This window comes from Fodinicola feengrottensis (assembly GCF_010993775.1).
Lineage (GTDB): Bacteria > Actinomycetota > Actinomycetes > Mycobacteriales > HKI-0501 > Fodinicola > Fodinicola feengrottensis.
Window position 1 is genome coordinate 22050 of sequence record NZ_WOTO01000036.1, and the last position, 13934, is coordinate 35983.

Here is a 13934-nt window from a genome sequence, read left to right on the forward strand (position 1 = left end):
CGCCTGATACCAGTCGGCGGCGAGCAGGGACGTGCTCTGCATCAGGGCCAGGCCGAAGAAGGCGTGAAAGATCATCGAGACGAAGAGCAGCGGGATGCGGACCGGATATGGCAGCGGGCGCGGAGCCGGGTCGACGCCGATCAGGATCCAGAAGAAGAGATATCCGGCGACCAGGAAATGCGTGAACATCAGCAGGTGCAGGGCGTGTGTGCGGAGCATCTGCTCGTACAGGCCGGTGAAATACATGCCGTAGAACGACGCCACGTAGATGGTTAGCGCCACCAGCGGGTTCGTCAGCAGCTTCGCGAGCGGGGTGTTCGTCGCCCACAGCAGCCATTCGCGCGGGCCGCGTAGGTCCTTGTTCTTCGACGGCGCAGCGCGCAGCGCGCGCAGGGCGAGGGTGGTCGGGCCGCCAAGGACGAGCATGGCCGGCGCGAGCATGGCCATGGACATGTGCTGGACCATATGGACGCTGAACAGCACGTAGCCGTAGCGGGCCAGTCCGCTGGACGTCACGATCAGGACGACCAGCCAGCCGCCGACCCAGCAGGCGGTACGTACGACCGGCCAGCTGTCGCCGCGCCGCCGTAGCCGCCAGACCCCGGCCAGGTAGAGCCCGATCGCGACGAGTGCGGCGGTCATGAACAGCGGCTCCGGCAGCCAGTCCACGACCAGCGCCTTCGCGGTCAGCGGGCCAGGCATCGGGAAGCCGAGCAGCGCGCCCGTACGGTCCAGGTCCTCGGGCGTACCAGCCGGGGGAGTACGCGCCAGGGCCGTCGCGAGGCCGATGGTGGCGGCGAAGACGACCACCTCCACGGCGGCCAGCCGGACGAACGCGCCGCGGGCGCCGGCGGCGAGGGCCGGCAGCGTACGGCGGCGGTGCCACCAGCCGAAGCCGCCCAACACCACCAGAGCGGCGAACTTGAGCAGCACGATCCGGCCGTAGCCGGTGCCGAGCAGTTCCCCCCACGACTGCACTCGCAGGGTCGCGTTGACCACGCCGCTCAGTCCGACGATGACGAAGCTCGCGAGCGCCGCGGTTGAGTAGCGATGGGCGGCGGTGGACAGCGCCGGGGTCGCGAGCCGGCGGCACAGCAGCAGGGCGATCAGGCCGCCGGCCCAGATCAGCACGCCACCGACGTGCAGGAGCATCGTCGACACGGCCATCTGATGGTTGCCGGCCGAGGCCGCGTGGCCGCTGAAGACCGGTGGCATCGCGGCCGCCAACGCGAGGATGGCCAGCACAGCGGCGCCGGTCGCGGACAGCACGATCCGGCCGGCGACCGCGATCACCAGCGCGCCGAGCAGCATCAGCGCGAGCGCCTGGCCCAGCTCGTACGTCGTGACGAAGCTGAGCAGCGACAGCTTGGTGATCGCCTGGGTGACTGGCTGGCCGAGCACGTCGGAGAGGGTGAAGCAGAGCTCGACGGCGGTCGAGATCGTCCACACCAGGGCCGATATCGACGCGAGTCGCAGCATCCGGTAGCCGTGTGGGGAGACCCGCCGGCGGTTGTCGGTGAGCTGGGTGGGGATCCCGAACGCGGCGGCGGCCAGGCAGCCGACGGTGGCCGCGGCCGCGAGCTGGCCGAGCACGGTCGACAATGGCAGCGCCCAAGGCGTGATGGGCCCCGGGTCGGGCAGTCCCGGGATCTGCTGGGTGACCGCGCCGCCGGTCCAGAGTGCCGCCACGGCCACCGCGAACCCGGCCAGCAGGGCGGCCACCAGGACAGTGGGCACATGTACGGGGGCGGCGGACCGCTGGTCCGTACGCTCGGCCTGGGCTGGCGGGCTAGTCATCGACTGTCAGTATCCGCCGCTAGCGTTTTGCCTTGCGGGGGGGCGCCGCCGCTTTGGCCCGGTCGCGAGCACTACCCCGATGACAATCAGGATGAGCATCAGTGCGCCGAAGATGACGTACGGCCACCACGGCTGGCCGCCGGCGAGCTGCGAACTCGGGCACCGCACCGACGGATAGCCGCTGACCGGCGCCCGCGGACTCTCCCCGGGCCCGGGGTCGTCCGGCGCGAGATTGCACGCCGCCAACAGCACGGTGGTGGTGAGGAAGAGCCCAACGGCGACGATCCCGCGGCGAACTTGGCTGCTACGCACGGTTTCCCAGTCTCACAGAGCCCCCCACGCCCTCCCGCGCCCACCCCTGCGCCCGACGCCCCAACGCCCGGTGCGGCTCGAAACTGTCGTACCCCTCCGGCAGATTTGCCCCCACCCAGTGACGGGTGGGGGGCGGGTTCGAGGACCAATGTCCAAACAAAAAATCAAGGTCCACCTCTCAACCCACCCCCCGCCCGTTCAAAGGGAGGGGGAAAGAAAAACAGACACCTACGACAATTTCGCGCCCCACCCAGGTTTTTCGGCTGAAAAGACCGTCGTAGGAGGCGCCGCGGCCTACTCGCTGTGGCTGGGCTCGTGAGTGACCGAAGCGTCGTCAACAGGCGAAGCGGCGTGCAGTTTCGCGGCGCGGTGTCGGAGATACATCGTGGAGACGACGCCGGCCAGCAGGGCGATCGCGAGTGCGGCCCATGAGAACCGGGACAGCCACTGCTCGGCGACCTGGCCGAGCGAGAAGATCAGGAATGTGGTGCCAAAGGCCCAGCAGATCCCGCCGGCCGCGTTGGCGATCAGGAAGCGTGGATAGGGCATTTTCATCGAGCCGGCCAGCGGTCCGGCGAAGATGCGCAGCAGGGCTACGAAACGGCCGAAGAAGACCGCCCAGGCACCCCATTTGGTGAAGACTCGCTCGGCTTGCGCGAGCTGAGGTGGGCCCATGTGCTTGGGGAATTTGCGGCCTAGTTTCTCCAGCAATGCGCGCCCGCCGCGACGGCCTATGTAATAGCCGATGGAGTCACCGACAATGGCGCCGGCGGCCGCGCCGATGGCCACTCCCCATGGGCTGACGTGCCCGGTGGTGGCCAGCAGCGCCGCGGCCAGCAGGACGACTTTCGCCGGGCAGCGGTACGCCCATGCTCTCGACGCCGATGACCAGCGCGACCAGCAGGAACACCACGATCGGCGGGACGCTGGCCAGATGTTCCGCGACCCAATGCACCGGCTCCGCACCTCCGCAAACGCACCCGTTGGATCCGGCGTACCGCCGCTGGGCAAGCGCAGGACCGGGGAGCGGCGTCGACCGCCTCCGGGATAAACGCTATCGGGATCCGGCCGGTCCGCGAATCCAACTTCAGTAGGTGTTTACCCGGGAGCGGGTCCATCTTTGGAGCCACCCGAGCAGTTCGTTTGAGGGACCCGGCACGGGCGTGACCACGCACGCGACGCCGAAAAGCAGCAGAAGTACGCCAATCGCGAGCAGCGGCACCGCCGGTGGTCCGGTCATCGGCAACGAGTTGTCGGCGCCCGTCCGTGGACCGACCGCGGCCTTGGGCTGGCCGACACCAGCGTGAGCGCCGTACGCGCCGTACGCCCGTTGGGCCGCCGGCAGGCCACCGCGGTCGCGGTCAGCCCGAGGATGGCCTGGGCGGTGGCCTGCCGGACCCGATCCGCGTTGTCGCCGGATGTCCAGTACGCGACTGGGGTGGTCACCAGCGCCGCCAAGTCCGCCGGCGACGGGGCGATCGCACCGCGCAGCTCGGCCTGCGTGCTGGTGACCGGCAGCTGCAACCGACCGAGCCAGCCGGTGCAGCCGGCCGGCTCCTTGCTGTTCCCGGCGGCCGCGAGGGCCAGCGACGCGAGGCCGGTGCTGCCGGCGTTCACGCTGGTGGCGATGCTGGCGGCGGTCCGGCTGTCGGAGCCGTAGCCGCCGCTGCGGTCCCGTTTGGCGGGCCAGCCAGCGCAGCGCCCGCTCCAGCGCCGCGCCCTGGTGGCCGGCGGTGACCAGCGCCCAGACAGCCATCGCGGTATTGGTGACGCTCACGTCGGCGTTGTCTGGCCCAGCGCAGGTGCCGGCCGGCTGGCCAGGCCCGGGTGCGGACCGAAAGCCGCCTAGGGCACTGCTGGCGGAGCAGGTACGCCACCGCGGGAACCTCGTCGGAGGTGGCGCCGGACCGGTGCAGCGCGACGATCGCGAGGGCCTGCGCCTGCATGCCGGAGAGGTCGTTCTGGGCCGTGGAGCTGGCGAATCGGCCGTTTCCGTCCACTGTGGACAGCAGCCGGCGGACCAGGTCGACCGAGCGGCCGTCGCGGTCGGCGTCCCAGCGGTGCGCGTCCACTCCCTGGTCCAGCGCGACCAGCAGGTATTTGGCGATCAGCCCGGCCGACGGCGGGCCAGCCGGGAAGGCGGTCGCCCGCAGCCCCGCGGTGGCCGCCTTGGCCTCGGCCGGCGCCACGCCGGCCGCGTGCAGGGCGAGCACCACGTCCGCGACCAGGCCGGGATCCCCGTACTTGTCGCCGCTGCGGTACAGGTCATCGGCGAGGAAGGTGGCGGCTCGTACGGCCGAGGGCGGGATCGTCGCGGGCCCGGCCGCCGGCGACGGGCTGGTCGACGGCGTCGGCGACGCGCTGCCGCCCGGGCCGGTCGACACCGGTGGGGTGGTGGTCATCGCGTCGCGTGGCGAGACGCTGGGCAGGTTCGGGTTGGTGCCGTACGAGAAACCGAGCAGCGCGCCGGCCGGCGGTCGGTACTTGTCGACGGCCTGGCCAACATGCTTCCACTCCGTCGAGTTGGCGTCGGGCACCGAGAGCGCCCACCCCGGGCCACTTTGGTAGCCGGTGCACCCGTCGGCGGCCGGTAGATCGGTGATGCGGCAGAGATATTCGTACGTCCCGTTGCCCTTCTTGCCGGTGCCGCGGGCCGGCGCCAGGCCGACCTCGGCGAGGGCCTGGAACGCGGAGGAGGGCTGACCGGGATCGCACCGCCGGACCACCGCACCGCCGTCGAAAGGCGTGAGGTCCGCGACCACGGTCACCCCGCTGCCGCCCACGCAGGGGCCATCGGTCCAGGTCTGCCCCGACCGCGCGGTCGGGGTGGGGCTCGGCACCGCCGGGTCGGCGGCGGCCGGCGGGACGCCGAGACTGACGACGCCCAGCGCGAGCAGGGAAACAGACAGGACCGCGCTCACCACTGTGCGGCGGCGCCGTCGCCCGGCCATGGGCACTCTTGGAGCACTCCTTGCGCGTGCGGCCCGGACGTCCGGTGCCAGCAGGTCGATCCCCGACGGTCATTTCGATGACGCACTGTTTAGACGCTCGGCGGCCCTGAATGGTTGCGCGCCGTCGCGCGACGCTAACACGCCACTACGACAACTTGATGGTACGGGACAGCTGGACGGTCGTCTGCCAGCTCTTTTCCGGTCACCATAGGCTGCGGGCATGAGGCGTTGGGGTCGGATCGTCAAACGTGTGGTCGCCGGTGTTCTCTCGGTGTTGCTGTTCGTGGGCGCCATCGCTGGAATTGGTGGGACGTTGGCTGTCCGGGCGTCTTTTCCGCAGACGACCGGAACGTTGGCATTGCCGGGATTGTCGGCACCGGTCACCGTTCTGCGCGATGCCGGCGGAGTGCCGCAACTTTACGCGTCTACCGCGGTGGATCTGTTTCGCGCGCAGGGATATGTGCATGCGCAGGACCGTTTCTGGGAGATGGATTTTCGCCGGCACATCACCGCCGGTCGGCTTTCGGAGATGTTCGGCGCCGGCGAGGTGGAGACCGACGCGGTGGTTCGCACGATGGGCTGGCGGCGGGTGGCCGAGCAGGAATACAGCCAGCTGGCGCCGCAGACAAAGGTTTTCCTTCAGGCGTACGCGGCTGGCGTCAATGCCTATCTCGCCGGTCATCAGGGCCTCGCCCTCAGTCTGGAATACGGCGTACTGAAACTGACAAACGCGAACTACCGGATCGAGCCGTGGAATCCGGTCGATTCGCTGGCCTGGCTGAAGGCGATGGCCTGGGACCTGCGGTCGAATCTGATTGACGAGCTCACCCGGGCACAGTTGCAGGCGTCGGGCATGCCGAAGGACCGGATCGACCAGCTCTGGCCGCCTTATCCGTACGCGGACCACGCCCCGATCGTGGCCACCGGTGGGGTCGTCGCCGGGTCGTTTCGTACGGACGGGACCATCACCGCGCAGCCGGCGGCGGCTCTCGGACCGCTGGGACGCGCGGCTGGTGCGGTCAACGCGTTGAATGTCCTCGGGCCGGCGATCACCGCCGGCATCGGATCCAATTCCTGGGTGCTCGCGGGTTCCCACACCAGCACGGGGAAACCGTTGCTGGCCAACGATCCGCATCTCTCGCCGACGATGCCGTCGATCTGGTACCAGATGGGACTGCACTGCCGGACAGTGTCCGCGGCCTGTCCGTACGCGGTGGAGGGCTACAGCTTCTCCGGGCTGCCGGGCATCGTGATCGGACACAACGACCGGGTCGCCTGGGGATTCACCAACCTCGGCCCCGATGTCACCGACCTTTTCCTGGAAAAGCTGGACGGCGACAAATATCTGGTCGGGAACACCTGGCGGCCGCTGACGACCCGCCGCGAGACGATCCAGGTGGCCGGTGGTGCGGCGAAGACAATGGTGGTCCGCAGTACCGACAACGGGCCATTACTGTCCGATGTGGACAGTGACGTGAAGGCGGCCTCGAAGTCGTATGCGGTGGCGTTGCGATGGACCGCGTTGGATCCCAACCACACGATGGACGCGGTTTTCGCGATGGACACCGCCCACAACTGGGCCGACTTCCGGGCCGGTGCCCGGCTTTTCGCGGTGCCGGCACAGAATCTCGTCTACGCCGACACGTCCGGCAACATCGGCTACCAGGCGCCTGGCGACATCCCGATCCGCGGCGCCGGCGATGGCCGCTGGCCGGCGCCCGGCTGGGATCCAAGATATGACTGGAAAGGTCGGATCCCGTTCGATGCGCTGCCGAGCGTGTATAACCCACCTGCCGGATTCATCGTCACCGCCAATCAGGCGGCAATCGGCCCGTCGTACCCGTACCTGCTGACCACCGACTGGGAGTACGGCTACCGGTCGCAGCGGATCCGCGACCTGATTTCGGCCGCGGGCAACAAGATCAGCGTGCCGGACGTGCAACGGATGCAGTTCGACAACCGCAGCTCCAATGCCGCCGAGGTGGTGCCGGCGCTGTTGAAGGTGCGTCTTTCCGGTGCCGCCGCCCAGGCGCAGAGTCTGCTTCGTGGTTGGGACTTCACCCAGCCACAGACTTCGGCGCCGGCGGCATTCTTCAACGCGACCTGGCGGCATCTGCTGGCGGACACTTTTGACGACGACCTGCCGGCCGCCGAGCAGGGCAGCGTGGACGGCGGTGAGCGCTGGTTCGCGGTGGTCAAGACGCTGTTGCCGCAGCCAGACTCGCCTTGGTGGAACGACCGGCACACCAGCCGCGTGGAACACCGGGACGACATGCTCGTACGCGCGATGACCGAGGCCGCGAGCGAGCTGTCGGACAGTCAGGGCGGCGACCCGGCCAGCTGGCAGTGGGGCCGGATGCACCAGTTGACGCTGCGCAACCAGAGCCTCGGCAACTCCGGCATTGGGCCGGTGGAATGGCTTTTCAACCGCGGCCCGTACGCGCTGGGAGGCGGTGGCGGCCTGGTGGACGCGACTGGTTGGGCGGCCCCGAAGGGCTACGGTGTGACGACCGCGCCGTCGATGCGGATGATCGTCGACCTGTCGAACCTGGACGCCTCGCGGTGGATCGACCTGACCGGCGTCTCGGGGCACGCTTTCGCCGCTCACTACGCTGACCAGGCGCCGCTCTGGCAGCACGGTCAGTTGCGGGCGATGCCTTTCAGTCCGGCCGCCGTACGGGCGTCCACTGTGGACACTCTGCAGCTGGTTCCCTGAGAAGGCCAGCAAAAACGACCGGAGCCCACGTCGCAAGACGCGGGCCCCGATAGGGTCGGACGGTTACTGCTGGTCTGCTGCTGGTTCTGCTGTTGGGTGGTGTCGCCGGAGCCGGTGTGCTCCTGGGCGAAGTCGACACCCTGCTTGATCTGGTCGCCGAACTTGCCACCGGTCTGCTCGTTGGCGAAGTCACCAGCCTTGTCGAGAACCTGGTCGACCTGCTCGTCGTGTTCGTCGGCGAACTTCTTCGCGTCGTCAAAGAGTCCCATGATGACCCCCTCATCCGCCGGTCCAACTGAGCTGACCCGACAGCTTTGTCAGTAGCCCTCGTTGGATACCGGCATGTGCTCTGGTGCGGACCGTCCTAGTCTCACAGAAGGGCCCGGACCGCACCACTTGGGCCGCCGGCAATGTCCCTGTTTGTCGCCCAAAAAGTGAAACGGAGTCTTTTCATGACTGCGCCCGACGCGGACCGTGAGGTCCCGCTGGCTGACGATGACCTCGACATTCTCCCCGACACCACCTCGGACGAGCGGGACGAGGGCTGGGGCGACCACTACGGCGACGAGGCCCAGGCCGCCGACCAGCGACTGCTGGAAGACCGGCCGCCGCACTGGTGACGGGTCACTTGGACCGTACGAGCGCGTCCCGGATCTCCCGCAGCAACGCCACCTCCTCGCTGACCTCCTCTTCTTTCGCCGGCACCGGCGCCTTCGAGCGGGCCCGCAGCTCGGCGATCTTGTTCATCGGCACCACGAACGCGAAGTAGACCACCGCGGCGATCAGGATGAACGTGATCAACGCGTTGATCACGTTCCCGTAGCCGAGCACCACGTCGGTGCCCCCGGGTTGTGCTGGAGAACCAGCCCGCCCTTGGAGCCGACGCCCGGCACCAGCTGGATCAGCGGCTTGATCAGGTTGTCGACGATCGAGGTCACCACCGCGCCGAAGGCCGCGCCGATGACGACGGCGACGGCGAGGTCGACGACATTGCCTCGCAGGATGAACTCCCGGAACCCCTTGAGCATGTTTTCCCAGCCCTTTCCTCAATGTCTGCTAGCGAGAGAGTACGGCGACGGTTATCCGGGCTTCTGTCGGGATTGCGGCGATCCGGGCGGCCGCGTCTGGTGGTATGGCGATAAAGATCGCCTCCGCATGATCTGCGGTCGCGTCGGCGGCCCGTACGGCCAGCACCTGCGCGTCGGACGCCACCACCACCGCGGTGGCCGACCCGCCCGGCTGGGTCGCGGCGAGCACGTCGATCCGGTCGCCCACTTGCAACGCCTGGGCCGCCGAGGTGCCGATCTCGACCGTCAACCCGACCTGCCCCGGCGGCACCAGCCGCGGCCGCGGCGCGCTGGGGGTGGGGGAGGGTTGGCTGGCCACCGGGTCGGGGCCGGCCGCCAGCAGCACCAATCCGGCGAGGCACACCAACGCGGCCGCCACTGCCGGGCGCACCACTCGCCCGGGTCGCGGTAACCGCACCCAGAACCGCCACGACCGGCGGTCCGGTCGGTCCGGTCGAAGGTCGGGATCGCCGCTGTTTCGCTTCGTCCACGTGAACATGCCCATGGCTGCGACCGTACGGAGATCGGAGCCAGCCGAGCAGGCCGGAGCGGGGATCTGTGGATATGAAATCGCACTGTGGATAACCCGGTGTCGGCTGTGAAATCTGCTATGCGAACACGGAAATCCCCTGCTCCCGAATCCGGGAACAGGGGCTGAGGTGCACGTCTTAGCTGGCCGCGGCCGCAGCTGGCGTGCTGCTGGCCGGCTTGGAGCTGCTGGTCGAGGAGTCCGAAGAAGAACTGGCTGGCTTGCTCGCGCCGCTATCGCTGGAAGACGACGTGCTCTCGCTCTTGGCGCTGGTGGAGGCGGCGGCCGGCGCGACCGATTCCTTGGTCGACCGGGAGTCGGTGCGATAGAAACCGGAGCCCTTGAAGACCACGCCCACCGACGAGAAGACCTTGCGCAGCTTGCCCGAGCAGTTCGGGCAGCTTGTCAGCGCATCGTCGGTGAAAGCCTGCACGGCATCGAACCGATGACCGCATTCGGTACAGGCGTACTGGTAGGTTGGCACGGGTTTCCTCCGTCTGGCACTCAATCTCTTCGACTGCTAATCGTGCGTCAAAGCCGCCGATTCGTCCAGCCGTTCACTGTGTGGCATTCAACCCGATCGGGGCTCGGCGGTCGCGCGCAGCCGGCAGGGTCAGCCAGCCCCCGGACGGGGTCACCACCGCGGTGATCCGCTGGTCGTGAGGCTCGGTCGGCACCACGTCCATAAGTTCGTTGTCGTAGGTCAGGGCCACGATCGGCACTCCGGCCGGTACCCGCGGCAGGCTCCGGTCGTACGAGCCGCCGCCGCGGCCCAACCGGCCGCCCATCTCGGCCGACCCGCGACCGCCGGCACCACCACCGCGCCGACTCCGGCCACCGCGTCGACGCCGAGGCGGCGCCCGACCGGCTCGACCAGCCCCGACCGCCGCGCCGCCGCCGCGAGGTCCGTCGGTGCCCGGTAGTTGGCCCAGTCCAGGTCGTTGTCCGCCCGTACGACCGGCAGCAGCACTCGGAAACCGGCCGCCAGCAACGCGTCCGGCAGCGGCTGCCCGGGCTCCGAGCCGATCGGGGCGTAACCCGCGACCGTACGTACTCCCAGATGGGACAGGCCAGCGGTCAGCGCGGCGATGATGTGGGGCCGAGTCCGCGCGCGGGCGGCTTTCGGGGCGCTCGCGGCGAGCGGCGAGGAGCTCCGCTCTCAGCGTGCGTTTCGCGGTGGAGTGGGTCATGTGCGTAGTGTGCATGCCCGGCCGCGTACGCTCCGATCATCGCGGCTGCTGTGCTGGCCCACCGGACAGGGAGGCAGTGGTGACGATGCGCGCGCGGCTCACCGCCGCGTTCCTCGCGGTCGTGCTGGGACCGCTGGTTCTGGGTGCCATTTTCGTTGGCATCAGCGTACGAAGCGTCAACGACCAACGGACGGCCGATCGGCTGGAGCTGGCCGTCAGCACCGTGTCGACAACCGTCTCGGGCCTGTGCCGCAGCGCGTTGTCGGCGGCGACCATCGTGGCGACCGCGCCGGAGAGCGGCCGCAACGACGCGATCAACACCGTCCTTCGGCAGGGTTTGGCCGACGCCGTGGTGGTCCGCAATCCGGCTGGCACGCAGCTGGGCAACGGTGGTCTGGCGCTTACCTTCGAGGCCAACTGTGCGAGCGTCCCGGACGCCAAAGCGACCTCAGGTACCCAACCGGGCATCGCCGCCTCGGTGCAGCTGCGAACCGCTGACGGAGCACCGGCCGGCACCGTCGAGGCCGCGTTCATCCTGAACCCCAAGCTGCTGAACCAGCTCTCGGCGATCTCGTCGGTGGACGTGACCGCGCTGTCCAGCGGCGGCAACTCCGGCCTGACCACAGTGGAAAACAACAACGCTCCCGGAGTGGCGATCTCGGTCGTACAGCAGCTGTCGTCGCCGACTCCGCAGGTCGCGCAACGGACCGACGCCAACCTGATCGTGCGCGCGGTGCCACCTCGGCAGGGGCAGCCGCTGCTGTTGGGATTGAGTACGGACGGGCCACAGCTTCAGGGCATCTACGGGCTGCTGATCCTGGTGGTGCTGGTGGTGGTGGTGATCGCCGTGCTGGTCGCGTGGCGGCTGGCCCGGGCCACCACGATGCCGATCATCGAGGTCGCCGCGCGCCGCCGAGCGAGTGGCAGCCGGTGACCTGGACGCCCGGGTGCCGGTCCGCGGCCGGGACGAGGTCGGCCAGCTGGCCAGCACCTTCAACCGGATGACTCGGGAGATGCAGTCGTACACGACCGCGCTGACGGTCAGCCGCGACCAGTTGCGCGGCAACCTGGCGCTGCTGGGCGACACGTTGTCGTCCACCCACGACCTGGACCGGATCCTTGAGGTCATCCTGGAGACCGCGATGGCCGCCACCGGCGCGCAGGCCGGTGTCGTGCTGCTGCTGGATCGCAGCGACGGCAGCTGGCCGGGCACCCTGGTTGGGCGCTCTGGGCAGAACCTGTCCGGCCGCGGGGTGAACCCACGGGACCTGCGGCTGGCGCTGGGCGAAGGCGTGCTGGGCGGAGTGGCTGAGAGCGGCGAGCCGCGGCACGGCCGGGTTCGCAACCCCGCCACCGATCTCGCACCGGTCGAGCCGCGTTGCCAGACGTACATCGCGGTGCCCTTCTCCGGCAGCGGCCGCGGTGCCGTCGGGGGGGCGGCGGCAGTGGTCGTGGTGGAGAGGGTCGGCTGCTCGGCGTGTTGGCCCTTTACGACCGGCTCGGCGCTGACGACTTCGACGACGGCGACCTGGTCACCCTGCGTACGTTCGCCGGCCAGGCCGCGGTGGCGGTGGAGAACGTCATGCTGCACTCGGAGGCCGAGCGGCTGGCGCTGGCCGATCCGCTTACCGGCTTGTGGAACTACCGCTACATGCGGGTGTCTCTCAAGCGCGAGATTGAACGAGCGGCCCGTTTTGAGCGCTCCCTGGCCGTACTAGCCGTCGATGTGGACCGCTTCGCCGGTGTCAACGAACAACACGGCCACACCGTCGGAGACGCGGTCCTGGCCGGCGTCGCGAACCGGCTGAAGGCGGCCGTACGCGAGGTGGACATGTCCTTCCGGCAGGGCGGCGAGGCCTTCGTGCTGTTGCTGCCCGAAGCCGACAGTGCCGCGCGCGCCCAGACCGCCGCCCGGCGGATCTGCATGTCGCTGCGCTCCACCCCGATCACGCTGCCGGCCTCCGACCCCACCCGTCGCCCCACCGAACTGTCCGTACGCGTGACCGTGTCCGTCGGTGTGGCCCTCTACCCGCACAACGGCGCCACCCCCGAAGACCTCCTGGAAGCCGCCGAGGGCGCCCTGGTCGCCGCCAAAGCCGACGGCCGCGACACCTGGCGGGTCGCCGGCGTGCCCCGCCGGGTGCGGTAGGTCGCTCACTTTCGCTCGGCCGGGCGTGCGTTTTTTTTTGGGGTGGGTACGACAGTTTCGTGCCGCACCTGTCCCGATAGCTGGACAATCATCCCAACAGGTGGCCGCGGACCCGCGGCGGACGTCGCTGAACAGCGGAAATGGGTCGTACAGGCCGAACGATCGGCAGAAGGCGGAGCGGACAGTAGCCAAGGAGAGCGGCGACACTACCCAAAGCGACTGGGCGTGCCGGACCGCGTCCACCGAGATCCACAGCACATGCCATAGCCTGCACGCATGCCTGAGACTCGTACGCATGCCGGCCGTGCCACCAAGGCTGTCATCCCAGCCGCTGGGCTGGGCACCAGATTCCTGCCCGCGACCAAGGCGGTTCCCAAGGAACTGCTGCCTGTGGTGGACAAGCCGGCGCTTCAGTACGTCGTCGAGGAAGCCGCCGCCGCCGGCCTGACGGACGTGCTGCTGGTGACCGGACGCGGCAAGTCTTCGATGGTGGACCACTTCGACCGCAAGCTGGACCTGGAGCAGTCGCTGGCCGAGTCCGGCAAGTACGACCTGCTGGAGGCGATCCGGCGGCCCTGCGAGCTGGCCTCGATCCACACTTCCCGGCAGCCGGAGGCCCTCGGCCTCGGCCACGCCGTGCACTGCGCGGCTGCGCATGTCGGCCAGCAGCCGTTCGCGGTGATGCTCGGCGATGACCTGATCGACGAACGTGACCCGCTGCTGCCGCGGATGCTGGACCTGCAGGCGCAGACCGGCGGGATCGTGGTCGGGTTGATCGAGGTGCCCAAGGAGCTCACCAAGTTGTACGGGATCGCGACGGCCACCCTGACCGACGAGCCGGACGTGGTGGCGATCTCCGAGCTGGTGGAGAAGCCGGAGCCGGACGAGGCGCCGAGCAACCTGGCGGTCATCGGGCGGTACGTGTTGCCAGGCGAGATCTTCGAAGTGATCGCCCGGACCAAGCCCGGCCGCGGCGGCGAGATCCAGCTGACCGACGCGATGGCGACGATGGCCGCGGAAGGTACGCCGGTGCACGGCGTGCTTTTCAGTGGCCGCCGCTACGACACCGGCGACCGCCAGTCATATCTGCGTTCGGTGGTCAAACTTGCCGCCGACCGCGACGACTTGGGGCCGGATTTTCGGGACTGGCTCAAGTCCTATGTGGACAGTGGATTTCAGTCCACTTTCGACTCTGGTCCCGGCGGCGCGCGATGATGTCCGGG

At 69.1% G+C, this 13934-nt stretch carries 16 protein-coding genes and 3 pseudogenes; 6 read left to right on the forward strand and 13 right to left on the reverse strand.

The features are described 5' to 3' along the window. Window positions 1–18 precede the first annotated feature (18 nt). Window positions 19–1215 (reverse strand): annotated as a pseudogene (locus tag GNX96_RS65100) (cytochrome c oxidase assembly protein); the annotation flags it as partial. On the opposite strand from GNX96_RS65100, the gene GNX96_RS56075 reads away from it, so the two are divergent. Further along, a complete protein-coding gene (locus GNX96_RS56075; protein ID WP_279581792.1) occupies window positions 1175–1486 on the forward strand; it encodes a hypothetical protein in 312 nt (103 codons plus the stop codon). The pseudogene GNX96_RS65100 and the gene GNX96_RS56075 sit on opposite strands and share 41 nt — an antisense overlap. A gap of 317 nt (window positions 1487–1803) precedes the next feature. Here GNX96_RS56075 and GNX96_RS29430 read toward each other — a convergent pair whose 3' ends face one another. From GNX96_RS29430 to GNX96_RS29445, 5 genes and pseudogenes are all read right to left on the reverse strand, one after another. Then, window positions 1804–2109 carry a hypothetical protein gene (locus GNX96_RS29430; RefSeq protein WP_163571205.1) on the reverse strand — a complete coding sequence of 102 codons (306 nt, stop codon included), beginning with the start codon at window positions 2107–2109 and terminating at the stop codon, window positions 1804–1806. Between the two features lie 294 nt (window positions 2110–2403). Beyond that, window positions 2404–3043, reverse strand: a pseudogene (locus GNX96_RS29435) (DedA family protein). 153 nt (window positions 3044–3196) lie between these two features. Next, window positions 3197–3349 carry a hypothetical protein gene (locus GNX96_RS56080; RefSeq protein ID WP_279581793.1) on the reverse strand — a complete coding sequence of 51 codons (153 nt, stop codon included), beginning with the start codon at window positions 3347–3349 and terminating at the stop codon, window positions 3197–3199. Beyond that, window positions 3346–3726: a hypothetical protein gene (locus GNX96_RS29440; protein WP_163571207.1), complete on the reverse strand. Its 381-nt coding sequence runs from the start codon at window positions 3724–3726 to the stop codon at window positions 3346–3348. The genes GNX96_RS56080 and GNX96_RS29440 overlap by 4 nt, the downstream gene beginning before the upstream one ends. Beyond that, on the reverse strand, window positions 3723–5030 hold the full coding sequence (locus GNX96_RS29445; RefSeq protein ID WP_163571209.1) for a hypothetical protein: 1308 nt from the start codon (window positions 5028–5030) through the stop codon (window positions 3723–3725). Before GNX96_RS29445 ends, GNX96_RS29440 begins: the two co-directional genes overlap by 4 nt. Window positions 5031–5280: 250 nt before the next feature. On the opposite strand from GNX96_RS29445, the gene GNX96_RS29450 reads away from it, so the two are divergent. Beyond that, window positions 5281–7776, forward strand: coding sequence for a penicillin acylase family protein (locus GNX96_RS29450; protein ID WP_163571211.1), 2496 nt, complete (start codon window positions 5281–5283; stop codon window positions 7774–7776). On the opposite strand, the gene GNX96_RS29455 is transcribed toward GNX96_RS29450, so the two are convergent. Further along, complete coding sequence (locus GNX96_RS29455; RefSeq protein ID WP_163571213.1) at window positions 7701–8045, reverse strand: antitoxin; 345 nt, start codon at window positions 8043–8045, stop codon at window positions 7701–7703. The two genes, GNX96_RS29450 and GNX96_RS29455, sit on opposite strands and share 76 nt — an antisense overlap. Window positions 8046–8228: 183 nt before the next feature. On the opposite strand from GNX96_RS29455, the gene GNX96_RS29460 reads away from it, so the two are divergent. Continuing rightward, a complete protein-coding gene (locus GNX96_RS29460) occupies window positions 8229–8396 on the forward strand; it encodes a hypothetical protein (RefSeq protein ID WP_163571214.1) in 168 nt (55 codons plus the stop codon). 4 nt (window positions 8397–8400) lie between these two features. On the opposite strand, the gene GNX96_RS56085 is transcribed toward GNX96_RS29460, so the two are convergent. From GNX96_RS56085 to GNX96_RS56100, 6 genes and pseudogenes are all read right to left on the reverse strand, one after another. Next, window positions 8401–8607, reverse strand: a complete 207-nt coding sequence (locus GNX96_RS56085; RefSeq protein WP_279581794.1) for an MscL family protein — start codon at window positions 8605–8607, stop codon at window positions 8401–8403. Next, entirely contained in the window at window positions 8586–8804 is a 219-nt protein-coding gene (locus GNX96_RS56090) for a large conductance mechanosensitive channel protein MscL (protein WP_279581795.1), read from the reverse strand. The genes GNX96_RS56085 and GNX96_RS56090 overlap by 22 nt, the downstream gene beginning before the upstream one ends. Before the next feature lie 28 nt (window positions 8805–8832). Then, window positions 8833–9348, reverse strand: a complete 516-nt coding sequence (locus GNX96_RS29470) for an RcpC/CpaB family pilus assembly protein (RefSeq protein WP_163571215.1) — start codon at window positions 9346–9348, stop codon at window positions 8833–8835. 163 nt (window positions 9349–9511) lie between these two features. Next, the gene (locus GNX96_RS29475) at window positions 9512–9856 is read right to left on the reverse strand and encodes an FmdB family zinc ribbon protein (RefSeq protein WP_163571216.1); all 345 of its coding nucleotides are present in this window, start codon (window positions 9854–9856) and stop codon (window positions 9512–9514) included. A 73-nt stretch (window positions 9857–9929) separates the two neighbouring features. Continuing rightward, window positions 9930–10160: a 5-formyltetrahydrofolate cyclo-ligase gene (locus tag GNX96_RS56095; protein ID WP_279581832.1), complete on the reverse strand. Its 231-nt coding sequence runs from the start codon at window positions 10158–10160 to the stop codon at window positions 9930–9932. Then, window positions 10076–10471: pseudogene (locus GNX96_RS56100) on the reverse strand (hypothetical protein); the annotation flags it as partial. The gene GNX96_RS56095 and the pseudogene GNX96_RS56100, both read right to left, overlap by 85 nt. Before the next feature lie 170 nt (window positions 10472–10641). Here GNX96_RS56100 and GNX96_RS29485 point away from each other — a divergent pair. The 3 genes from GNX96_RS29485 to GNX96_RS29500 all read left to right on the forward strand — a co-directional run bounded on the left by GNX96_RS29485 (window position 10642) and on the right by GNX96_RS29500 (window position 13926). Then, window positions 10642–11496, forward strand: coding sequence for a hypothetical protein (locus tag GNX96_RS29485; RefSeq protein ID WP_163571217.1), 855 nt, complete (start codon window positions 10642–10644; stop codon window positions 11494–11496). A gap of 543 nt (window positions 11497–12039) precedes the next feature. Beyond that, window positions 12040–12711 (forward strand): GGDEF domain-containing protein, encoded by a 672-nt coding sequence (locus GNX96_RS29495; RefSeq protein WP_279581796.1) that lies wholly within the window; start codon window positions 12040–12042, stop codon window positions 12709–12711. A gap of 276 nt (window positions 12712–12987) precedes the next feature. Beyond that, window positions 12988–13926, forward strand: coding sequence for a UTP--glucose-1-phosphate uridylyltransferase (locus GNX96_RS29500; RefSeq protein ID WP_163571220.1), 939 nt, complete (start codon window positions 12988–12990; stop codon window positions 13924–13926). The last annotated feature ends 8 nt before the right edge of the window (window positions 13927–13934 follow it).